This is a genomic window from Citrobacter sp. C348, from assembly GCF_047467975.1.
Taxonomy (GTDB): domain Bacteria; phylum Pseudomonadota; class Gammaproteobacteria; order Enterobacterales; family Enterobacteriaceae; genus Citrobacter; species Citrobacter gillenii.
Genome location: NZ_JASJUJ010000002.1, coordinates 38,624 through 62,493, shown reverse-complemented (window position 1 = coordinate 62,493; position 23,870 = coordinate 38,624). Strand labels below are relative to the sequence as shown.

The window sequence follows — 23,870 nt, the reverse complement described above, 5'->3', positions numbered from 1 at the left end:
TTTTCATTGAGCCGCTGGCTGCCACCAGGCCGTGAACGGTTGGTCCGGTTCGGACAGTACTACCGGCTCACCCAGCATCGGCGTCAGCAGACGGTAATCTTTGAGACGGCTGGCCAGCGCCAGACGCTTGTAGGGATCGTCCCAGCTATGTTTCGCCAGTACAAAACGACCGGCATGACCGGGCACAACGGCTTTGGCATGGAGATCGGCGGATGCCTGCGCGGTCTCTTCCGGCATCATATGAATGAACTTCCAGTCCTGGTCATATTGACCGTTCTCCATAATCGCCACATCGACCGTGCCGAACTGTTCGCCAATCGCTTTAAAATGCGGCCCGTAGCCGGAGTCTCCACTGTAATAAATATTTTGCTCTGGCGTTTCCAACATAAAGCTGGCCCACAGGGTCTGGTTACGCTTGATACCGCGCCCTGAAAAATGCCGCGCCGGCAGGACATGCACAATCAGTGAGTCCGTCACCCTGACGGACTGATTCCAGTCTCGTTCTTCAATTATCTCGCTGCTCATTCCCCAGTACCGCAGATGCGACCCGACGCCAAGCGGCGTAATCACCCGCTTAATCTTCGGCATCAACGCCTTGATGGTGGCAAGATCCAGATGGTCATAGTGGTCGTGCGAGATGATAAGCAGATCGATTTCGGGCATGTTTTGAGCCGTCCACGGATACTCCCCGGCAAAGGCTTTATTCAGAAATGAAAACGGCGCAGCGTAGTTGCTCAATACCGGGTCGATCAGAATGCGTTGACCCGCCAGCTGCAAATACCACGAGGAATGACCCAGCCAGACGAGAGTATCCTGCTGCGGTGACAGACGCGCGAGTTCGGTTGCCACCAGCGGCAATGGTTGCGCAGGGCGGGCATTTTCGCGCTTCGCGACCAGAAATTCCCACCAGGCTGCCAGCATGCTTTTGTTGCCGGTGTAACCCAGCGTGGGCACCTGATTATGAAACTGTCCGTCACGGTAGTGTGGTGACTGTTCAACCTCACTCAGTTGTGCCCCTTGCGGCGCCTGACCGAATCCGGCATTGAGTACAAACGGTAAACTTGCAGCTGCAGCAATGAGCATAATAACAACCACACAAACTGTGAGACGCCTCATATCCTGACCTTAAACGCGCCCCTTCCCGCTGGTTTGCGCGACTGACTCTTGATTATGAGTGAGTAAGCACTCATTATAGAAATCGCAAGTTCGCCGTCAAGATGATTTTCAATCTTTGACATTCACCGTTGCGGTGCTGCGAAGGCCGTGATTCAATCGTGTTTTTAACAGGCTTAAGGGTAAAGTGTAGTGGCTCGTCCGAAGAGTGAAGATAAAAAATTGGCATTACTGGAAGCAGCAACCACAGCATTTGCGCAGTCCGGCATTGCGGCCTCTACCGCCGTCATTGCCCGCAATGCAGGCGTTGCTGAGGGAACTTTGTTTCGCTATTTCGCAACAAAAGATGACCTTATCAACGAACTTTACCTCCATTTAAAGCACGATATGTGCCAGTCAATGATGGTCAATCTGGACCGTTCAGTGACCGATGCCAAAACCATGATTCACTTCATCTGGAATAGCTACATTAGCTGGGGCCTGCATCACACCGCCGGACATCGCGCCATCCGTCAGCTTGCCGTCAGCGAGAAAATCACCAAAGAAACCGAGCAACGGGCTGAGGATATGTTCCCCGAACTGCGTGATTTTTGTCATCGCTCGGTGCGCCCGGAGTTTATGTCCGACGAGTATCGCGCCTTTGGTGACGCGTTTTTTCTGTCACTGGCTGAAACCACAATGGAATTTGCTACCCGCACCCCTGCCCGCGCCGATGAATACATTGCCATGGGGTTTGAAACCATGTGGCGCGCCCTCACCCGCGAGGAAAAATAATGGACGGTCAGACATTACATGCGTGCGCAAAACGCCTTGCGCTTGAACTGCCGTTTACCGAACACTGCTGGCCGTTTGGCCCGGAATACGACGTCTTTAAGGTCGGCGGCAAGATTTTTATGCTGGTCTCAGAGCATCACGGACGCCCGCTGGTCAACCTGAAGTCAGACCCGCAAAAGTCGCTACTCAATCAGCAGATCTACCCCAGTATTGAACCCGGTTATCACATGAATAAAAAACACTGGATTTCAGTTTATCCCGGTGACGATATTACCGAGTCCTTACTGGCAGACCTGGTGAACGACTCGTGGCATCGGGTGGTGGACGGCCTACCTAAGCGGGAACAAAAACGCCTGCGTCCCGTCTGATTTATCGCTAACCCCGATAAGTGTTTATGCCTTTTTCTGTCTTATCTTTTTGCCGCTTTCCCTGTACCCTGCTGAAACAAAACGCACCCGCAGGGTAAGAAAAACGACCAGGAGTTTTTATGGATATTGTTTCTGTCGCCTTAAAACGCTACTCCACCAAAGCATTCGATCCGACCAAAAAACTGACCGCTGAGCAGGCAGAAAAATTAAAAACGCTGCTGCAGTTCAGTCCGTCCAGCACCAACTCGCAGCCGTGGCATTTTATCGTGGCCAGCACTGACGAAGGCAAAGCGCGCGTAGCCAAAGCCGCTGCCGGCGGTTTTGTGTTCAACGAACGTAAAATCCTTGATGCGTCCCACGTCGTGGTGTTCTGCGCCAAAACAGCGATGGACGATGCATGGCTGGAACGTGTGGTGGATCAAGAAGAAGTCGACGGTCGTTTCGCCACGCCGGAAGCCAAAGCAGCTAACCATAAAGGTCGTACATTCTTTGCCGATCTACACCGCAAAGATCTCAAGGATGACGCGCACTGGATGGCAAAACAGGTGTACCTGAACGTCGGTAACTTCCTGCTAGGTGTGGCCGCTATGGGCCTCGATGCGGTACCTATCGAAGGCTTTGATGCCGCGGTTCTCGATGCAGAATTTGGTCTGAAAGAAAAAGGTTTCACCAGCGTGGTTATCGTCCCGGTGGGCCATCACAGCGTAGAAGACTTCAACGCCGCGCTGCCAAAATCACGTCTGCCGCAGGAAACTACCCTGACGGAAGTCTGATCCTCACATTTGCATAACCTCCACACAGCGGTCATCATAGACCGCTGTTTATTAAGGAGACGTTATGCAGGAATTGATATCTCAGGTAGAAGACCTCGGCATTGAAATGAATCACACCACTTCGCTGGTGATGATTTTTGGCATTATTTTTATCACCGCCATTATTGTTCACGTTATTTTGCACTGGGTGGTACTACGCGCATTTGAAAAACGCGCCAACGCCAGCTCCCGCCTGTGGCTGCAAATCATCACGCAGAACAAGCTATTTCACCGCCTGGCGTTTACGCTGCAAGGTATCATCGTCAATATACAGGCCGCGCTCTGGCTACAAAAAGGCAGCGAAGCTGCAGAGATATTAGTCACCTGCGCCCAGCTGTGGATCATGATGTACGCCCTGCTGTCGGTCTTTTCTCTGCTCGACGTTATTCTTAATCTGTCGCAAAAACTCCCCGCCGCCTCGCAGTTGCCGCTGAAAGGCATCTTTCAGGGCATCAAGTTAATCGGCGCGATCCTCGTCGGCATTCTGATGATTTCGCTGCTAATTGGTCAGTCACCCGCCATCCTGATAAGCGGTCTGGGTGCCATGGCGGCGGTCTTAATGCTGGTGTTTAAAGACCCGATCCTCGGCCTGGTAGCCGGAATACAGCTTTCGGCCAACGATATGCTCAAACTGGGCGACTGGCTGGAAATGCCGAAATACGGCGCAGATGGTGCGGTGATCGATATTGGTTTAACCACCGTCAAAGTACGCAACTGGGATAATACCATCACCACCATTCCCACCTGGTCGCTGGTTTCTGACTCGTTTAAAAACTGGAGCGGCATGTCAGCGTCCGGCGGTCGGCGAATTAAGCGCAGTATCAGCATCGATGCCACCAGCATTCGTTTTCTCGATGAAGATGAGCGCCAGCGATTGCATAAAGCGCATCTGCTGAAACCGTATTTGACCACGCGCCTTCAGGAAATTAACGAGTGGAACCAGCAATTAGATGCGCCTGAATCCGTCTTGAATCATCGCCGGATGACCAATATCGGGACGTTTCGCGCCTACCTGAACGAATATTTACGTCACCATCCGCGCATTCGCAAAGATATGACGTTAATGGTGCGCCAGTTAGCTCCGGACGACCACGGGTTGCCGATTGAGATTTATGCTTTTACTAATACGGTGGTGTGGCTGGAATATGAAAGTATTCAGGCTGACATCTTCGACCATATTTTTGCTGTGGTCGAAGAGTTCGGATTACGTATTCATCAGTCGCCGACCGGGAATGATATTCGCGCCCTGTCAGGAGAGTTTCAGCGTTAATCTTTAGCTACTGGCGCGCGCAATATAGCGCCAGTCCATCATCACCCTTTCTGTTGGGGCATCGGGGTTATCGATTTTATTCAGTAATAACCCCACCGCCTTGCGGCCAATATCACGCGAAGGTTGCTCAATAGTTGAAAGCTGTGGGGAAACCATTTCGGCCAATTCCGTACCGTCAAAGCCCACCACGGCGATATCCTGCGGGATCTGTAATCCGGCGTTGCTAATAGCACGCATCGCACCGGCAGCCAGCGTGTCCGATACCGCAAACACCGCGTCGGGTTTCACCTCGGCCGCCAGCAGATTTTCCATCGCCTCGATCCCGGCGCTGGAACTTAACTCACGGGCGTACTCCACCGCCTGATACTCCAGCGATAACGCATGCAGCGCCGCCTTGTAGCCGCGTTCACGCAAACGGGCGTATTTGTAGCTCAGGTCATGGTTGATCAGCGCAATACGCCGATAGCCCTTATCGACCAGATGCGATATCACCGACTGCGCGGCGTCTACATCGTTAATGCCCACACAAGAAACCGCGCCTTTATCGGCATATTCCGCGCACTGCACCCACGGAGCGTCGCCAATCAGAGTGGTCAGTTCTGGTAATTTTGAGAAGGCATCCATGGTGATGATGCCATCAACAATTTTACCTGACAGCAGCTTCAGCGCTGACTTTGAACGCGCTGTATCCGAACCGGAATTACACAGCAGAATGCGATAGCCATTTTTCTCCGCCTCCTCCTCAATACCTTTCACCACCTCGGCACAAAACGGGTTGGCAATGTTGGAGACCATTACGAGGATCATCGAGCTTCGTGCTGTGCGCAGTTGACGAGCCAGCAGGTTGGGCTGGTAATTACTTTCCTTAATAGCCTTCAGCACACGTTCACGGTTTTTGGCCTTGACGGACTCACTGTTATTCAGCACACGTGATACCGTCGCTACCGATACACCGGCAAGCTGGGCGATTTTTTGAATAGACATAACGACGACACATCCTGCGTTTACGCTTTGTGCTGAGGCTACCATAAAATCACCGCCCGGCGAACCGGACCGGTTTAACGCTGTACCGACACCCAGCGCTGCTGTTGATGGCTTTTTATAATCGCATCAATGATGTACATCACATCTTCGCCATCCTTGAACGAGGCAAAACGTCGGGCCTGTGGCGCGGGCATTTGGCCTGTCTGTACGGCCTGATAGAACTGCAGCATCATATTTTTAAACGCATCCGGCCAGCCCTCAATATGCCCACCGGGGAAATGCGCGCTGGCGGCGACATCGGTATTCATTAGCCCCGGATCGTCCGTCAGGATCTGGTTCGCCTGCTGGCGGTGGCCCACCCACAGTTGCTGCGGCGTTTCCTGATCCCAACTCAACGCGCACTGGCTGCCGCTAATCTCAAAGCTCAGGTGGTTTTTGCGCCCGGCGCTAACCTGCGAGACGCTAAAGCAGCCTTTGCTTCCGTCGTCAAACCGCACCAGCACCGACCCGCGGTCTTCGGTGCTCACCGGTTTATCCTCCAACTGCCGACCAACCGTCTGCGAATTAAACGTCGCGCCACCGGCCACGTCCGCTTTCCGCGTGGGCCAGACGATCGCGAGATCGGCCATCACCTCAACAATGCGTTTACCGGTGACAAACTGCACCGTGTCGCACCAGTGCGAGCCAATATCGGCCACCGCTCGCGAGCCGCCGCCCAACGCCGCATCAACCCGCCAGTTGTAGTCGGTCTCCAGCAGCATCCAGTCCTGTAAATAGCTGCCCTGCACGGCAAACAGACGTCCAACGCTGCCATTGCGTACCATGCTGGCCGCCTGCTGCACCATCGCAAACTGGCGATAGACAAAACTCACGCCGTGCACGACCCCCGCCTGCTCCGCCAGCGTCACCAGTTCATGGGCCTCTTCGGGGGTCATGCACAGCGGTTTTTCAGAAAATACGTGCAGTCCAGCACGCAGTATCTGCCGGTTGATGTCGGCATGCAGATGATTCGGCGTACAGTTGTGGACCACCTGTAGCCCCGGGTGCGCCAACAGCGCTTCCACACTGCCATATGCATGAGGCACCTGTAGCACACTGGCCCGCGCCTGAGCCACCGCCAGCGAACTGTCGCAGAGCGCCACTACCTGCACATTCCCCAGCCGACGCAGCGCCTCAATATGCGCAGGCCCAATAAACCCGCTGCCAATAATGCCAACCTGGATCATTTGCGTACCTCATCGCCTGCGGCGAAATCATCAAATGCGTGGGATGAAACCGGAATAATATGCCGCTGAATAAACTCACGGCCTTCGCGGGCGCCGGTTTCTGCGTCTTTCAGGCAGCATTCCCACTCCAGTACCGCCCAGCCGGGATAATCATATTGTGTGAGCTTGCTGAAAATCGTTTTGAAATCAACCTGCCCGTCGCCTAATGAGCGGAAGCGTCCAGCGCGGTCGATCCACGGCTGGTAACCGCCGTAGACGCCGCTGCGGCTGCTGGCTCGATACTCCGCATCCTTGACATGAAACGCTTTTATGCGCGAGTGATAGGCGTCGATAAATCCGAGATAGTCCATCTGCTGCAACAGCAGATGGCTGGGATCGTAGAGCATATTGCAGCGCGGATGATTATCCACCAGCGCAAGAAAACGCTCGAACGTGATGCCATCGTGCAGATCTTCGCCGGGATGAATTTCAAAACAGACATCAACCCCCTGCTCATCAAAACCGTCGAGAATCGGCCGCCAACGGTCAGCCAGTTCCTGAAATGCCTCGGCAAAACGCTGCGCATTATGCGGCGGCCAGGGGTAAAAATAGGGCCACGCCAGCGATCCGGAAAACGTGGCGTGCGCCGTCAACCCCAGTTTTTGCGAGGCTGCCGCAGCCTGGTGTAACGTCTGCGTCGCCCACGCCTGTCGGGCCTGAGGATTACCGCGTACCGCCTGCGGCGCAAAACCATCAAAAGCGTCATCGTAGGTGGGATGAACGGCAACCAGTTGGCCTTCGAGATGGGTGGATAATTCGCTGATCGTCAGTCCGTGCTGCGCCAGCATTCCACGAATATCATCGCAGTAAGTCTGGCTAACAGCGGCCTGTTCAACATCAAACAGCGACGCATGATTACACGGCATCTGTATGGCTTTGTAGCCCAGACCCGCGGCCCACTGCGCCAGCCCGTCCAGGGTATTGAACGGGGATTGCCCGCCGATAAACTGCGCCAGAAAAATCCCCGGTCCCTTAATGGTTCTCATAACCCCTCCTGAATATTACGCCTGCTCTTTCTCGTCATACTTAAAAGAGAAAAGGAAAATCACGGCAATCACCGCCGCTGCAACCGCCGGGATCCACCAGAACGGGATCCATGACTCAGGTACTGCCTGACCCGCCACCAGACGGTTATACAGCGCACCGGAAATTTGCGAGCCCAGCAGCATGCCGATCCCGTAGGTAAACATTACGATCATGCTTTGCGCCTGGCCTTTCACCTTTTCCCCGGCAATACGGTCGGTGTAGATAAAGCCGACCACAAAGAAGAAGTCGTAACACACCCCGTGCAGCAAAATACCGAGATACAGCAGGATGCGCCCTTCTTCGCTGATGCCCAGCGCAAAGAAGGCGTAACGCACAAACCAGGCACACATACCGATCAGCAGCATGTATTTCACGCCCAGCCGTCTGAACAGGAATGGGATCACCAGCATGAAGAAGATTTCGGACATCTGACCGAACGACATCGCAGTACTGACATCCCCAACGCCCGCATCCGCCAGAAACGATGCGGTGTACGCGTAGTAGGTCCCCAGTGGTACCGAGATTAACGTGGCGCAGAGTGAGAAGACGAAGAAGTGACGGGTTTTGAGTAAGGCGAAAGCATCGGCGCAAAAAAGATCGCGGACTTTTACCGGCAACCCTTTCGCGGGCGCAGGCGTGTTTGGCAGCGTCAGGCTGTAGAGCGCCAGAATCACAGAGATAACCGCCGCCAGCGTAAAGATGCCAGTGGTATCAGAAATACCGGTCACGCCGATAAAGATCCCCGCAACAATCCAGCCTATGGTGCCAAATACCCGCACTACCGGGAAGGTTTTGTCTTTATCCGACAGGCTGTGAAACGCGATATTATTGGTCAGCGCCAGCGTCGGCATGTAGCACAGCGTGTAGCCAAACAGCAGGCCAATCAGCAGCGCACCGTTTTGCGCTACCAGCGCCTGCGGCACAAACCACAGGATCGCCGCCCCGGCGAGGTGCATCACCGCCATCACTTTCTGCGAGGCAAAAAAGCGATCCACCAGCATGCCTAAGACAAATGGCGACAAGATTGAGGCTATCGGCCCGGCGGAAAACGCATCACCAATCAACAGTGACATGTTGTGCTGGCTCATCACCAGCCCCAGCGTGACGGACCAACTTCCCCAGATAAAGAACTGTAAGAACATCATCAGCGACAGCCGCGGCACCAGCAGCCGGTACTGTACGCTCTGTTTTCCACTACTCTCGGTTGTCGACACCATTTTTTGCCCCACCCTTTAAAAAAGTAATCGATTACAAATAGGTTCAAATGAAAAGTAATCGATTACAAAATAAAGATCCTGTCAGTAAGAACAGAACTGGGAGATCAATCACGATAAAGTTCAGGGAGTGACCGATCTCATCGCAAAGGATGAGATCGGTAAGGGATTAGCGGGCTTTACGGCGCAGCAGTTTGAAGGCCACAAACAGGAACAGGATCCACGCCGGTAGCAGCATCGCCGACAGGCGCATCTCATCCATGGTGCACATCAGCACCAGAATCATGCCGAGGAACGCAATACACAGGTAGTTTCCGGCCGGGTACAGCAGCGCTTTAAACTGAGTGTCACGCCCTTTGCGACGCATTGCCGCGCGAAAGCGCAGGTGCGCCAGGCAAATCATGATCCAGTTCAACAGCAGCGTCGCCACGACCAGCGCCATCAGCAGGCTGAAGGCCTTTTGCGGCAGCGCGTAGTTGATCAGCACCACCAGCGAGGTGATCGCCCCGGAAAGCACCAGAGAGTTAACCGGTACGCCGCGACGGCTGACGCGGGTCAAGAACTTCGGCGCATTGCCCTGCACGGAGAGGCCAAACAGCATGCGGCTGTTGGAGTACACGCCGCTGTTATACACCGACAGAGAAGCCACCAGAATAACGAAGTTCAGCGCGGAAGCCACCACGTTGCTGTCAAGATTATGGAAAATCATCACAAACGGGCTGCTGTTTGATTTCACTTCAACCCACGGATATAGCGCCAGCAGCACCACCAGTGAACCGATGTAAAACAGCAGAATACGATACACCACCTGGTTTACCGCTTTCGGAATACTTTTTTGCGGATCCTGCGCTTCTGCCGCAGTAATACCGATCAGTTCCAGCCCACCAAAGGAGAACATGATCACCGCCAGCGAGAGGATCAGCCCGTTCCAGCCGGTGGCAAAAAAGCCGTTATAGCGCCAGAGGTTATCGATACTTGCCTGTTCGCCACCGTGACCAGACAACAACATCCAGACGCCGAAGCCAATCATGCCAATAATCGCCAGCACTTTGATCAGTGCAAACCAAAACTCGGTTTCGCCATACAGTCGCACGTTGACCAGGTTGATGGCATTGATGATCACGAAGAATACGGCGGCCCAAATCCAGGTAGGCACATCGGGAAGCCAGTATTGCATGTAGATCCCAGCCGCCGTCAGTTCAGCCATGCCGACCAACACAAACATCACCCAGTAGTTCCAGCCAGACAGAAAACCGGCAAACGGTCCCCAGTATTTATAGGCAAAGTGGGCAAACGATCCGGAAACGGGTTCTTCAACCACCATTTCGCCCAGTTGGCGCATGATCAGAAACGCGATGATCCCGGCTACGCCATAGCCCAACAGCACCGCCGGTCCTGCCATTTGAATCGCCGGGCCAATGCCCAGAAACAGACCCGTACCAATTGCGCCGCCCAGCGCAATTAACTGAATATGGCGGTTTTGCAACCCCCGCTGAAGCGTCGGCTCACTCGTTGACGCGGCATCGGACACGCTGGTGTCGGATGCAGATGACGCGTTTTTCACGCCCTACCCCTGTGTCGTTTATATTGAAGGGGCTTCTTTTAACATTTCAACCTGGTTGTCGCAAGGCGCAATCGTTTGGATACGCCGGGCATCCTTGCCCAACGCACCGAGGCGCAGGAAAAAAGTCACAAATCAACGGGCGTTAGCGGAAGCCAACGCGTTGTTGTTATTTATTCAGATCAATACGCACCACGTTATCGGGTGCATCCGTGGAGTGGTCTTTATTGAATTTCTGCTTCACAGTGACAAACAGCGTTTGCCCATCCGCAGAGAGCAGCAGGCTATTCGGGTTCGGCGGCAGATCCCAGCTTTTCTTCACGCTGTAGTCGGTTGCATTCAGGCTAAGTAGTTTCCCGGCATCGCGCTGGGTAATATAGATTTCGTTGCGCTTTGCATTGAATTTCACCGCCAACGAATCGCCAACATCGAGTTGCTTGAGCAATTTACCGGTGTGGATATCCAGCACCAGAGTCGTTTTCGCTTGCGAGTTATCGGTGACAAACAAACGGCCCGTTTGCGCGTCTTCTGCCATATTCAGCAACAGCGCAGGTTTCTCACCCAGCGGCTTCCAGCGTTTCTCTATACGCTGATTACGCGGGTTGATCACCAGGATTTCGCCACCGCCATTGGCGGCATAAATACGCTGAGTGACGTCAGAGTAATGCAGACCGGTCATCCATTTACCGGTGTTTTTGATACGGGTTTTCAGCTTCAGGGTTTCGGCATCCACCACCCAAATTACCGCCGGGTCAGCCACCGCGCCAATATAGAGCAGGCCATTATGCAGCAGCACCTGGCGCGCACCGTACGGGAAACCTTCGGCATTACGTTCCGGGAACAGTACACGATTTTTCACTTTACCATCGGCGGTATTCAGGGCGCTCAGGCCGCCGTCCAGTGAGTTAGTAACGTACACCGTTTTACCGTCTGGCGAGAGCGCCATACCAAAGTTTTTCATATCGGTATGGCTTAGACCGAGCGTCTTGAGCGTTTTCGGATCCAGTTTGTAAACCACCCCGCCCTGGACATCTTTAAATCCTTCCGCACTGGCAACATACAGTGCATCGCCCGCCGGACTCAGCGCCATTTCATACAGACCATCAGCCAACGCACGCTGCTGGACATCAGTAGCAGCTGGCGTCACCGCTTTTTCCTGTACCGCCGTACGACTGGCTGGCGTTGAATGTGCGGCACAGCCACTTAGCGCTGCGGCAATCAGCAATGCCAGAGCGGATGTTGTTTTTTTCATTGCGGGGATCCTTACCAGAGTGTACGGAAATGGTTAATAACAAAAGAGAATGAGAACTATACGCATTATCTTTATTGAATCAAGAATAATTAGATCGTGAATAAAAAAGATGAAACGAAGGTTTGAAGAGTGCGACTGACGCGCGCTACCTCCGCTTTCTTATAATTACCGTGAATTATTCTGGACGAAAAGGCACCGCAGGCCACAAAATGCACCTTACTGTTTTTTCAACATTTTTAAACGCGTTCCCCAGGTCAGGTTCCTGTCACGCGCTTTAAGCCACGCCGGGCAGCGACCGTCATGAATAAGATCATTAAACGTCTTGAAATCATCAAAAGTGCCATCGAACTGGAAGATGATGAGATCATTTTCCAGCAACTGGTGCATTTGAAAAATGACACGTTGACGGACGTACTCAAAACGATCGTTCAGGCGCTTGAAGCACGACGCTTCAGCGATGCCCTGCATGAAATCACCGGCTGGCTGCAATCACAGCGAGCAGTATCAACGTGGCAAGATCCCGGCATCGCTGCCAGCAAACTTGAGCTAAAAGCACTTGAAACACAGTTGCGCGACTTAATTGATAAACGCAATGCACGCATTCAAATCCTTGATGACTTCAACGACTTGTATCATCAGCACCTTGGGCCACTGATGAGTCGTATTCTCGAGTTGCGTAAACATCTGGCCGCCAGTGCGCAACGTAAGCAGGAAGCTGAGCGCAAACGCCGGGAAAAAGATTATCAGTCCTGTCAGCACTTTATTTCTCAGGCGGTCGATCAACTGGCGCAGCTCAAACAGCAGTGGATGAGCCAGCGTTCAGACTCGCGCGAATCAGTGGAAACCCGGCAGCGCATTCAGCAGCAAACGGAGCTTATCACCGCCCTGCTGGCGGAAATTCGCGAATTGGAAAACGACTTTTCCCGCCAGGATGACAGCGCCACCCGCCAGGCGCAGGAAGAAGCCCGTCACGAATATGATGAATATCAGGAGCAACAGCAGGACGCTCAGCATCGTTATAACCGCGAACGGACACTTTCTCATGATGAGCGCAATGAACTAAAACGCCTGTGGCGGCAGGCAAGTCGCCTGTGCCACCCGGACGTGGTTGCGGATGACCTGAAAGATAAAGCGCACCAGATGATGGTACAGTTGAATCAGGCGCGACAAAATGCCGATCTGGCCGCCGTTCGTACGCTACTTACCCAGTTGCAAAACGGTCTCGAACCGATGATGGCAAGCGACCGCCTTAACGATCTGCAACATTTACGCCGCAAGATACAGCAGCTCAGAGAGCAAATTAGCAGCTTGCTCAATGAAATTAGCGAACTGGAAGCTGAGAACGCCTGGCGCCTCGCCGCCTCTGTGACAGATAAGGAAGCCTACTTTGCCGACCAACAACGGGCGTTAACCGAGATTCGCAATACGCTGGAAGATCAGGTACGCCAGGTCGAGCAAGAACTGCTGGCCGGATAAGCCGGCAACGTACAAAAAACAAGCGAACCGCAATTCTTTCGTGTGATTTTCAAATTAAGCACAAAAAGACAATTTTAGAATTAAATCCTTTAAATTTATAAAATCAAAGCACATAACACCATAAAATAAAATGAAGACGTAAATAAATTTGAATATGGCAATATTTTCATCCCTCCCCTATACACCCTCCGCGCCAGCCTGGTTTAAGTTAAGAATTATCTTACAGCGTTCTCATTGTGCTAAAAATGAGCCCTATCCAACTGAATTACGCTCTTTTTTGGCGACCTTCTTAGCCACACCCATCAGAATCCCCTGTGTATTTAGGGTTATCCAGTCCGCAATTTTCTCGATTCATAAGCGAAATCTATCAATCAACTGCCCAGAGGTGATTTAAACGATTTATCTTAAATTTTAACAAAGTGTAATATCAACATTAAGAATAGTTAAAGATTTTAATAAATACAGAAAGTATCTGTTGAAACCAAAATTAATAAGGATACGTTCAAAACACAGAACGGAATATTCGTTTTAATTAACATTTCACGCATCGCGAGGAACTCTTTTCAATAAAAAAAAGAGGCGATTGCTTGCATCAAAATTTCAAGGAGATCGTTATGTCTAAAGCTATATTTTTGGGTGACTCACTTTACCCGTGGCTTGGCATGCGAGAAATTTTACGTGGTTCAGCATTATTTACGGATATCACGTACCACTCCTCTCAGACGCTTTCTGCCGTCAACATACATTCTCATAAATTGGATTGCATCATTATTAGTCCTGGCAATTCTGATTTTTTAAAATATGCCAGAGTTATCCGCAACATGGCCTTACGCCCTGCGACGATGATTATCGTTCTGGCCGATGAAGCCACTTTTTCACTTTTTCAAACCGTTTGCGGGATGAACATGCATTTTCTCGATCAAGACGACTCTCTTGATCAACTTTTGCACGCATTCACCTCTATCACTCAAATAAAAAAATCACGCACTATCAAAGCAGTACATAACAAAATAACCGCAAACGAATTTAACGTCATGATGATGTTGGCCCGCGGTTGGACGCTGACTCAAATCGCCGGCGCATCGCAAAAAAGTGAAAAAACCATTGGGGCGTACAAAAGCAACATTGCCAGAAAGCTTGGCAAAACCAATACCCGGCTCAAGTACACCATCTCGCACTATAGCCAGCCGTAACTGACTTATTTAAGGACGACCATAACGATTATTTTTTAAAAGGGACTCACTTTCAGTTCGTCTTTTATTCCGCGAAACCCGGAAGGTATCCCCATTTTTAAAAATCGACCTGCCAGGTAGCACTCCCGCGTGCCAACCATAGCCAACAACTCAACGTAATAACGCATGCAATATAAAATGCAGATAAGGGTTATATATGAATAAAGTTTACAGCATTATTTGGAACGCGGTACTCGGTATCTGGGTTGTCGTTTCTGAATTAACCAAAGGCAAGAAAAAAAGCAGTTCGCGTAAAACTGTCGCGGTACTGGCGGCCAGTGCATTAAGCGGTGCTTCAATGCTGGCATCTGCGGCACCGATTATCGATACAGGTGAGCACAATATTTATACTGACTATCAGAGAGGTATTTCAGCTGAGGTAAATGAGGGAATTCATAATTATGGCTTCTTATATGAAGATAACTCTACCGGTCAGGCGCTCAACATCAGCGGCGCAATCCCAACGATTGCCCCAGGTCAAAGCGGCGTTGTGGAGTCAACCACCATCAGAGAGCTGCTGCAAGACGGAAAAATCACCCTAAAAGCCACCAGCCCCGATCAGAATGTCAAAACGATCTCCACCGTGGAGCAACTGGCAGAATACCTGACTCATACTCAATCGGCGAAACCTTCGCAGAGCACGGACTTTGATGTTTTTGATCCGGCGCTTCCGGGAGAACCCGAGCCGATTAAAGTCTTTGATACCAGCGCATTAGCCGGGTTTATCACCGAATCACAAATCGGTGATGCGGTGTTGAACACTTATGATCCACAGCAAACGCAAGTCTATAAGCAATTTGGTATCGCTCTGGCGACAAACGGAGGCATCGCCAATCTGAATATTGGCAACGACACGCTTTACGTACGTGACAAGGCCAATACCATCGAATTGCTGGCCAAGGACTCCTCACTGCTGCAAGCGCAGGGCGCCAACAGCAAGGTGAACTGGCAGTCCGATAACTACATAAAATTCAACGCTGCCCCGGTTGTACCAACGGAAACATTTAACGGTTCACAAACCACCTCCGTATTTGGCACTGATGTAACGCTAATGGCTTACGGTTATAACGATGCCGGTGAGGTTATCGAAACAGGTACCAAAACGATCTCGATTACAACGGCCGCTGAGCTGGCTGAGTTCAATAGCTGGCTATTAGGCGAAAGTGATGACGCCGCACAAAAACCGGATGGACAAAAAGTCAGCCAGATCCAGCTGTGGCTGGATGCCGAAAATAGCCAAATAACGACGGTATCCGCTGCGCAAGCGAAGTATGCCGAGTTGATTGAAAACGTGCTTAGTTCCGGTAAAAAATCTGACGTTATCTCCTGGGATTATGACGTCTGGACCGACGGCCTGTCGCATACGAATAACACTACCGCCGGGCGTGGTGAGCTGCACGCCATCTATGCCAACGGCGCTGGGACTACCGGCACCCTGAACCAAGGTGCGATGATCGCCGTTGACGGCAGCATTAATGGCGTAATGAAAGCCATTGACGGTGGGGTTATCACTAACCTCGGCGAACTGAACGCATTGCGTTCCTCCGGCGGGCAAAGTCTGGCCATCGGCATGCTGGCGAAAGACGCCACTGCTACCAACCACGGCACCATCAACTCCGGGTTGTTTATTGATAAAGACGGCAATCAAAAGGTCAGCAGCTACGGCGCATTTGGCATGCAGGGGCAAGGCGCCAGCACCATTACCAACAACGGCACCATCAACCAGGCCATCACCACCGATAACTTCGGTACCGCCTCTGCCGCCGATCCCTGGAGTAAAGATGATCCTGATACCTCGCTGACGCTGGCCATTGGCATGCAACTGTCCAACACTGCACAGGGCGTGAATAACGGCGTTATCAATATCGTCGACGGGAGCAAAAACAGCGCATCCTTTGGTAAAGGCACCGCCTTTGGCGTAGAAGTCGCCGACAACGCGACCTTTACCAACGCGCAGAATGCCTCTATTTATCTTGGCCGCGACGCCAATGACCTGTCCCTGGATGCCACCCTGCCAGGCGGCTCCAGCCCAAGCGCCGGGATCATGACCAAAAGTGCCAGCGAGGTCATCAATAAGGGGCTCATCACGCTGGGCGTCGGCATACGCAACGCTGCGGGGATCTTGATCGGCAACGCGACAGGCAACGTGCTGAATACCGGCAATATTGTGGTCAATGGCGATGGTCGTGGAGGGAATATCAAGAACTACGGCATCACTGTTCGTGACAGTGGCGCTGAAAGTGGTCAGATCATTCGCAATGACGGCAAGATCAACGTCAATGGCACCAACAACGTCGGCATTCACGTCAGCGCGACGAAAAAAAATGCCCTGGTGACCACCAGCGACTCAGGCTCTATTGTGGTAGACGGTACCGGCGGTGTGGGTAACCGTAACTACGCTATCTGGGCTGAGGGTGGCGTTAATGGTCAGGCGACGGTCAACGTCGATTCCGCTATCACACTTAACAAAGCCGGGAACATCGGCGTGCACGTGCGTGATAACGCCATCGCGAATGTCGACACCCTGAGCAGTCCACTATTCAACAGCACCAACCAGATTGGTTATTACCTGTATGGCAAAGGGGCTACCGCCAACATTGGTCAGGCGGTGATGAATGACAACGGTCAGGCTAACACCACTATTTTTCGTATCGCTAATGGTGCAAAACTTGCAGGTAATACGACCAACCCGAAAGATAATTCGAGTTCCAATCTCGACCTGACCTTAAGCGGCAAAAACTCCGTCGGCGTCCTCGCCACCGGCGCAGGCAGTAGTGTAGACACCGGCGAAGCCACGTTTAGCGTGAAAGGCTCCGATTCCGCAGCCCTGCTGATTGAAGGCGGCGCAACAGGTAACATCAGCGATAAAACCACCATCAATTTAACCGGTGAAAGAACCATTGCCGGGATTGTTGACGGTCAGGCGCATCAGTTGAATGGCGACGACGAGCAAGGTAACCCGACTGAAACTACCCTCACCTCAAACGCGAAGATCACCTCTGAAACTGGCGGTAACGAGGTTATTGCCTATGTGGCAAGAAATCTCGGCAATCTGACCCTTGGTGCCAACGCCATTATCGATCTAGCCAGCACCGACAGCATCGGTGTTGATGTACAGCAAGGCGGGCGTTTCACCAACAATTCCGACAATGCCCTGCATGTCAGTAACGGTATCGGTGTTCGGGCTTCGGGAGCCAGTGCGCAGATTAATAAACTGGGCCAAATCCTGGTCGATGATGGTACTGCCGGTGTTCTACTGACTGAAGGTGCCAGTTTACTGATTAATGGCATTTCCGGTGACAGTATTACCACCAACGGTTCCGCTGACGGTATTCGCCTCGCCGATAAAGCCGGTGCGCTGTCCGCGCAAAGCGTGATGATCCGCGCCGATGGAACTGGCGCAGGCATTCAAAACGATGCCAACAACAACAATATCCTGCTGCGCAACGTGACCATTGACTCCAACGATGGCGCGGGGATCCGCACCAGCGTGGCGCTCACCATGACCGATCGTGACAGCGAGGGAAATATCCTCAACGTTCACGGGAAAGGTACCGGCTTCGCCTTTGAACAACGTAATGGCGGCGAAACATCGGGCGACCTGAGCATAGGCAAAGGCTATACCATTGAGGTCCTTAAGGCTGAAGGCAGCGGTATTCGCGCGAATACCGATGGCGCGCTCACCACCAATGCCGATATCAATGTACGTGACGGCGCAGGCGGCTCGGCGATCATCGCGAAGAACGTCCGTGCCGTCAGCAATAGCGGCAAAATTATCTCTGCCAGCACCAGCGCACCGGTGATTGATGCCAGCGGTGACAGCAATAAAAAAATCACCAACACCGGCACCCTGCAGGCCATCAACGACACGGCTGTAGCCATTCAGTCTGGTAAAGGCAATGACGCCATTGATATCAGCGGCGGTGTGACCAGCGGCGTGATCAACACCGGTGAAGGTAAGGACACCTTTAACTGGCAAAATGGCACCTTTGCGGGCGAGGTGAATTTCGCCGGCACCGGCGGCAACAATACGGCCGATATCGGCGATGTGATGCTGGATAAAACGCGCCATATCATTACCGCTGCGGGTACGGGCAACGCCCTCACCTTCACCAACACCCACGGCGACAGTGCGAAAATTGGCAGCCTGAACAGCGATAACCAGACCACCGGCACCAACATTGGCACCGGCTGGGACTCACTGACCATTACCGGTTCAAACGCGGATGTCCGCGTCGTCGAAAGACTGGAACTGGCAAGCAATACCATTAGTGTAAGCAATGGCGCAACGCTACGCACCGGCGACCACGTCGAGTCCACCAGCACCGCCGCGACCATTGGCAATTATGACGTGGAAACCCAGGGCACCAGCAGCAGGGTTATCTTTGACGCCCATGGTGATACGTCAGCCGCGCAAATTTACAACGGTGTCATTAGCGGTGACGGGAAATTTGAACGTGCGGCAGGTGGGACCACGATCTTCACCAACAACAACAGCTACACCGGTTCTACCACCATTGATCAAACGGGGACGCTGCAGTTAGGTTCCGGCGGCGATACCGGCGAAGTCAGCGCCGTATCAAACATCCTCGACAACGGCGTACTGGCGATTAATCGCGCCAATAATGTGCTGCTCGGCGGCGTGATTTCGGGTATCGGCGCGTTGCAGCAAATCGGCGGTGGCATTACGCGCCTGGCGGGCAATAACACCTATACCGGTGACACCACCGTCACCCACGGTACGCTGCTGGTAAACGGTAATCAGAGTGCGGCTACGGGCGCAACCACCGTCAGCGGCATGTCCACGCTTGGCGGTAACGGTATTATCGGCGGCAACGTGCTGATGAACGACGCCTCGACCCTCAGCGCGGGTGACGGTGGTGCGGGAACGTTAACCATTAACGGCGGCCTGCAACTGGGCAGCAAAACCACCTCCGCCTTCGAGCTGGGTCAGGCTTATACCCCGGGTGGCGCGCTGAATGACCTGATTACTGTCAGCGGCAACCTGCAACTGGACGGGACGCTGGACGTCACCACATCTCAGGGCGGCAATTTTGGACCGGGTGTATACCGTATTTATGACTACGGCGGCACGCTGGATAACCGGACATTAGAGCTGGGCACGGTGCCGGACAGTCAGGATAAGAACAACATTTTTGTCCAGACCTCTATCGACAAACAGGTCAACCTGGTCAACGCCAACGGCGTCACGCTGCAATTCTGGGACGGCGCAACCGTCAACCAAAGTCACGGTAAATCGGGCATTGAAGGCGACAGCAAGATTGACGGCGGCGATGGCAAATGGATGGCGATTGGCGATCAGGGCGACAACAACTGGACAACGGCCACCGGCGAGGGCAACGCACCGTGGGCGCAGAAATCCTTCGCCGTGTTTACCACCAAAGGCGGTACCGTCACCGTGGATGACGCCAAAGGTGACGTCAATTTCTCCGGAGCACAGTTTGACGCCGACGGCTATGTCGTGAAAGGTGATGCGCTCAACGCTTATGCCACCACCGAAACGGCCACACATGCGGGTCAAACGCCGGGCACCGGTGAACTGCTGCTGCGCGTCGGGGCCGGTGGTGCGGGACAAAACTATACCGCGACCATTGAATCTATCCTTCGCGAGGCCAGCGCCCGCGATCGGCTGACGCTGGTGAAAACCGACCTCGGCCGTCTGATCCTCAGCGGTGATAACGAATATCGCGGCGGTACGCGCATTGACGGCGGCACCTTGCAAATCTCCGCCGACAGCAACCTCGGCCAGAGTGGCACGGATTTGGTCATCAATAACGCCTCCACGCTGCAACTGGGCGCTGATTTGACCAGCAACCGTACCATCGAGCTGGGCGCCAATGCTAACGCGGCGGTATTTGATCTCAATTCGCACCATTTCACCCCAACCGGCGATATTACCGGAGATGGCAAGCTGAAAGTGACCAGTAGCTCAAGCGATGCGGGCAGCACCTTAACGCTTGACCGCGCCAACAGCTACCAAGGGGAAACCGAAATTGCCGGGACCGGGAATAGCCATAATGTGACGGTTAACGTCAGCAAAACCGGAGCGTTCGGCAGCAATGAAAGCAGCACTGTTAACGTCAATAACGGCGCAACGCTGAACATCAATGGTGCAGACACCAGCCTGACATCGCTGACCATGAACATCGCCGACAGTCTGTTAACGCTGGCCGATACCGTCACTGCCGCCAGCGCCAACCTGAATCTGACAGGTAAAGCGAAAGCAGTATTACGCGATAAAGCCACCGCCGCTAACGCGACGGTCAACGTAGCGAAAGACAGCACCCTGGCGCTGGAAGACAACGCCAGCGGCGGCAATGCCACGGTAAACAACAGCGGCCTGATGACCGCGGCTGATAACGCAATGGCGGAAAATACGGTGGTCAAAAACCTGGCGGACGGCCTGGTGGATGTCAGCGCAGTCAACAGCGCCACCTCCATCGGTTCACTGTCCGGTGCGGGTAATGTCGAGCTGGGTAACAAGCAACTGTCGCTGGGTAATCTAAATCTGGCTGACACTATCAGCGGCGTTATCAGCGGCAACGACGGCAGCCTGGTGAAAATCGGCGACGGTACGCTGACCCTGACCGGCGACAACACCTGGACCGGCATCACGGATGTTGACCAGGGCGTGCTGCTGGTCAACGGTAATCAGTCTGCCGCAACCGGCCAGGTCACGGTGAAAACCGGCGCTACGCTCGGCGGTAACGGCATTATCGGCGGCGCGGTGGATGTGCAGGATAACGGTCACATTACCGCCGGTGCGGCCATCAACAGCGTCGGTAAACTGACCACCGGTTCGCTGACGCTGAGCGATAACGCGCAGCTGGATTATCAGTTTGGCCAAGCCTATACCCCGGGCGGAGCCTTTAACGACCTGATTGATGTCAATGGCGATTTGACGCTCGACGGCAAGCTCAACATCGAGACCTCACCAAACGGCAGCTTTGACGTTGGGGTTTATCGCGTGATCAACTATACCGGCACATTGACCAACAACGTGATGGATATAGCTAACGCGCCGGAAGCCGCGGACAGCCTGTATGTGCAAACCTCGGTTAAAAATCAGGTAAACCTGGTCAACCATGCCGGGCTGACGCTGCGCTTCTGGGACGGTACCGGCGGTGAGAATGGCGAGCTGAAAAACAACGGCGTGATTAACGGTGGCGACGGGATCTGGCAATCAAGCCAGGGGAATGACAACTGGACCACCGATGAATCCACGCCAGAAGGCGCGCTGAACGCGCCATTTACCGATGCCGCGTTTGCCGTCTTCCAGGGCGAGGCAGGCAATGTGATGGTCGATAACAGCAAAGGCGACGTCATCATCAGCGGCGCACAGTTCGCCACCGACGGCTATCGCGTCGGCGGAGAGGCTATCACCACCGATACCGCCAATACGCTGATCCGCGTTGGCGATGGTACGGTAGACGGCGTTAACTACACCGCCACCATTGACAGCGTGATCCGCGGCACAGGCGGTCTGAATAAAGGCGATCTTGGTACGCTGATCCTCACGGGCGACAATACCTACAGCGGTGGCACCACTATCACTTCAGGTACGCTTCAGGTCGCGGGGGATACCCACCTCGGTGCGCCAGAGACTGGCATCACCTTTAATGGCGGTACGCTGAAATATGGCGACGCGTTCGATACCGCACGTCAGGTAACGCTGGAATCCGGCGGCGGGACGTTCGACACCAACGGACATGATGTCTCTCTACTGACCGAAGTCGAAGGTCATGGCCAGTTGATCAAAACCGGTAAAGGTTCACTAACCCTGACGCTGGATAACACCTACACCGGCGGTACCACCATCAACCAGGGCGTATTACAACTCGGCACCGGCGGCGATATCGGCAGCATTCAAGGAGATATCGTTGATAACGGCGTGCTCAACGTCAATCGCGCTGATACCCTGGCACTAACCGGTGATATCAGCGGCAAAGGTCAACTGCACCAGACCGGCAACGGCACCACCGAGTTGCAGGGTAAAAACAGCTACAGCGGCGCAACGCTGATTACCCACGGCGTGCTGCAAGCGGGTGATACCAACACCCTGAGCGCGGCGTCGCACCACTATGTGGTTGCGGGCACTACGCTTAACACCCAAGGCTACAACCAGACGGTAGGCGGACTGAGTAACGGTGGCGATGTGTCGCTTATCGGTCAGCAAATTGGTACAACCTTAACCGTCAAAGGAGACTACAGCGGCGAGAAAGGCACCATCAACATGGCAGCCACGCAGAATGGCCGCGGCGCGGGTATTGCCGATCGCCTGATTATCGATGGCGGTAAAGCCAGCGGGAAAACGTTGCTTGATGTTGACGGCTCCGGCCTCGGCGCGCCTACCGTGGGTGACGGCATCGAAGTGGTCACCGCGCTGAATGGCGCCACCACCACCGCTCAGACCTCGCGAGACGCCTTCCATCTCGCCGCTGAACGCATGGCTGCGGGTGCATTTGAGTACCAACTGCATGCCGGTAACGCGCAAGGTCAGGGTGAAAACTGGTATTTGAGAAGCGAATACCGTCCGGAAACCATGCTGTACTCCGGCCTCGCCAGCGTGGTTCGCCAGGGTGACATCAGCCTGCTGGGTAACATGCACCAGCGTATGGGTGACGAGGTGAAACCGGGTATTGATGAAGATAACCGCGCGTGGGCCAGAATGATTGGTTACTCCGGCAAAACCAAGCTGGACGATGCGACAGGGACACAAACCAGCTCACATACCATGGGCATCCAGGTCGGTGTCGATATGTACGCCAATGAAAGCTGGAAAGCCGGGATGTATGCCAGCGTGCTCGACATCGACAGCAATGTTAAAGGCACCAAAACCGGCAGCGATGGCAAAGGCGGTAATATCGATGACAACGCGTTTTACGTTGGCGGTTATGCCACCTGGTTCTCGGATGACGGAATGTATGTCGACAACGTCCTGCAGTACGGTAACCATAAATCCCGTCTGTCGGCATCCGGGAATAACGGCTCGTACACGGTGAAAGGCAATACGCTGACAGCCTCAACGGAAGTGGGCAAGTCATTCCGTTTAGGCGCCAGCGCCTGGAGTCTGGAGCCGCAGGCTCAGTTGATCTACCAATACAGCGATTTTGATAACGGTCGGCTTGATGGCGTGACCCAAACGAAAGTGAAAATGGATACCGCTGATTCGTTTACCGCGCGTCTGGGTGTGCGTCTGGTTGCAGACTATGATACCAACCACGGCAAATTCCAGCCTTATGGCCGGGTGAACGTCTGGCAGGGTCTGGGTTCAAAAGACAAGACGCAGTTTAGCAACGCGGTGGCCACCACTACGCTGGAATCGTCACAGCAGTACTCCAGCACCGAAGTGGCAGCCGGCCTGAGCTGGTCTATTGACAGGAACCTACAGGTCTACGGTGAACTGGGTACACAATTTAGCAATGGCAGCAGTAAGTCGCAGGTTGAAGCCCCGGTCAATGCATCGATTGGCTTTAAAAGATCGTTTTAATCTGACCTAAAC

Annotated in this window: 14 protein-coding genes; 7 read left to right on the top strand and 7 right to left on the bottom strand. The window is 53.5% G+C overall.

What is annotated here, in order from left to right; all coding sequences use genetic code 11:
- Positions 1-3 precede the first annotated feature (3 nt).
- On the bottom strand, positions 4-1,116 hold the full coding sequence (locus tag QNN86_RS04220) for an MBL fold metallo-hydrolase (RefSeq protein WP_135912413.1): 1,113 nt from the start codon (positions 1,114-1,116) through the stop codon (positions 4-6).
- A 189-nt stretch (positions 1,117-1,305) separates the two neighbouring features.
- Between QNN86_RS04220 and QNN86_RS04215 the strand changes: the two genes are divergently transcribed.
- From QNN86_RS04215 to QNN86_RS04200, 4 genes are all read left to right on the top strand, one after another.
- Positions 1,306-1,887, top strand: coding sequence for a TetR/AcrR family transcriptional regulator (locus QNN86_RS04215; protein WP_096757952.1), 582 nt, complete (start codon positions 1,306-1,308; stop codon positions 1,885-1,887).
- On the top strand, positions 1,887-2,255 hold the full coding sequence (locus QNN86_RS04210) for an MmcQ/YjbR family DNA-binding protein (RefSeq protein ID WP_096757953.1): 369 nt from the start codon (positions 1,887-1,889) through the stop codon (positions 2,253-2,255). Before QNN86_RS04215 ends, QNN86_RS04210 begins: the two co-directional genes overlap by 1 nt.
- A 119-nt stretch (positions 2,256-2,374) precedes the next feature.
- Positions 2,375-3,028 (top strand): oxygen-insensitive NAD(P)H nitroreductase, encoded by a 654-nt coding sequence (gene nfsB, locus QNN86_RS04205; RefSeq protein ID WP_181618854.1) that lies wholly within the window; start codon positions 2,375-2,377, stop codon positions 3,026-3,028.
- 64 nt (positions 3,029-3,092) lie between these two features.
- On the top strand, positions 3,093-4,337 hold the full coding sequence (locus QNN86_RS04200) for a mechanosensitive ion channel family protein (RefSeq protein ID WP_414210682.1): 1,245 nt from the start codon (positions 3,093-3,095) through the stop codon (positions 4,335-4,337).
- Positions 4,338-4,340: 3 nt separating this feature from the next.
- Here the strand turns inward: QNN86_RS04200 and QNN86_RS04195 are convergent, their stop codons facing one another.
- From QNN86_RS04195 to QNN86_RS04170, 6 genes are all read right to left on the bottom strand, one after another.
- A complete protein-coding gene (locus tag QNN86_RS04195) occupies positions 4,341-5,321 on the bottom strand; it encodes a LacI family DNA-binding transcriptional regulator (protein ID WP_414210681.1) in 981 nt (326 codons plus the stop codon).
- Positions 5,322-5,395: 74 nt separating this feature from the next.
- Positions 5,396-6,547, bottom strand: a complete 1,152-nt coding sequence (locus tag QNN86_RS04190; protein WP_414210680.1) for a Gfo/Idh/MocA family protein — start codon at positions 6,545-6,547, stop codon at positions 5,396-5,398.
- Positions 6,544-7,572: a sugar phosphate isomerase/epimerase family protein gene (locus QNN86_RS04185; protein WP_181219144.1), complete on the bottom strand. Its 1,029-nt coding sequence runs from the start codon at positions 7,570-7,572 to the stop codon at positions 6,544-6,546. The genes QNN86_RS04190 and QNN86_RS04185 overlap by 4 nt, the downstream gene beginning before the upstream one ends.
- A gap of 15 nt (positions 7,573-7,587) precedes the next feature.
- Positions 7,588-8,829: an MFS transporter gene (locus tag QNN86_RS04180; protein ID WP_115259150.1), complete on the bottom strand. Its 1,242-nt coding sequence runs from the start codon at positions 8,827-8,829 to the stop codon at positions 7,588-7,590.
- A gap of 166 nt (positions 8,830-8,995) precedes the next feature.
- Positions 8,996-10,390, bottom strand: coding sequence for a phenylalanine transporter (pheP, locus tag QNN86_RS04175; protein ID WP_414210679.1), 1,395 nt, complete (start codon positions 10,388-10,390; stop codon positions 8,996-8,998).
- Between the two features lie 166 nt (positions 10,391-10,556).
- Positions 10,557-11,639 (bottom strand): YncE family protein, encoded by a 1,083-nt coding sequence (locus QNN86_RS04170; RefSeq protein ID WP_115259151.1) that lies wholly within the window; start codon positions 11,637-11,639, stop codon positions 10,557-10,559.
- A 300-nt stretch (positions 11,640-11,939) separates the two neighbouring features.
- Here QNN86_RS04170 and QNN86_RS04165 point away from each other — a divergent pair, with 300 nt between their 5' ends.
- From QNN86_RS04165 to QNN86_RS04155, 3 genes are all read left to right on the top strand, one after another.
- Positions 11,940-13,115, top strand: a complete 1,176-nt coding sequence (locus QNN86_RS04165; protein ID WP_414210678.1) for a DNA repair protein — start codon at positions 11,940-11,942, stop codon at positions 13,113-13,115.
- 614 nt (positions 13,116-13,729) lie between these two features.
- Positions 13,730-14,308 carry a helix-turn-helix transcriptional regulator gene (locus QNN86_RS04160; RefSeq protein ID WP_414210677.1) on the top strand — a complete coding sequence of 193 codons (579 nt, stop codon included), beginning with the start codon at positions 13,730-13,732 and terminating at the stop codon, positions 14,306-14,308.
- Between the two features lie 196 nt (positions 14,309-14,504).
- Entirely contained in the window at positions 14,505-23,858 is a 9,354-nt protein-coding gene (locus tag QNN86_RS04155) for an autotransporter outer membrane beta-barrel domain-containing protein (RefSeq protein ID WP_414210676.1), read from the top strand.
- The last annotated feature ends 12 nt before the right edge of the window (positions 23,859-23,870 follow it).